Origin of the sequence: Nocardioides caeni (assembly GCF_004912195.1) — a bacterium.
Lineage (GTDB): Bacteria > Actinomycetota > Actinomycetes > Propionibacteriales > Nocardioidaceae > Nocardioides > Nocardioides caeni.
Map to the genome: position 1 here is coordinate 1 of NZ_STGW01000045.1, position 357 is coordinate 357.

The 357-nt window shown below is 68.6% G+C and carries 1 protein-coding gene; it reads right to left on the reverse strand.

Annotation, left to right across the window (positions count from 1 at the left end):
• Nucleotides 1-146: 146 nt before the first annotated feature.
• A partial coding sequence (locus tag E9934_RS19420) for an HNH endonuclease signature motif containing protein (RefSeq protein WP_162851576.1) occupies nucleotides 147-357 on the reverse strand: 211 nt, incomplete at its 5' end.

The following is a 357-nucleotide window of genomic DNA, read 5'->3' on the forward strand; positions in this document are numbered from 1 at the left end:
AGCCGGCCAGGTCGAGCAGGAGTTGGGTGGTGTAGATCTCGAGGCGCGACTGGCTGGTCCCGCCGGTGGTGTCGGCGGTGATGTGTCGTGTGCCGGTCGAGTCGACCAGGGAGTGGGCCCCGTAGGGATCGCGCCAGATGGTGATCTCAGGGGCTGGGTTGTCGCACTTCCCACCCGTCGTGGGTCTTGATCCGGTGGTGGGTTCTCGTGGCGGGCCCGAGGTTGTCGGTGCTGGTGGGCCCGCCCTCGCTGTAGGGGATCTGGTGGTCCAGGTCCATGGCCCTGCTGAGGTTGACGGCGTAGGGGAACACGTCGGCGGGGTGGATGAGCCGGACGGCTTGACGGAGGCGGTCGGGG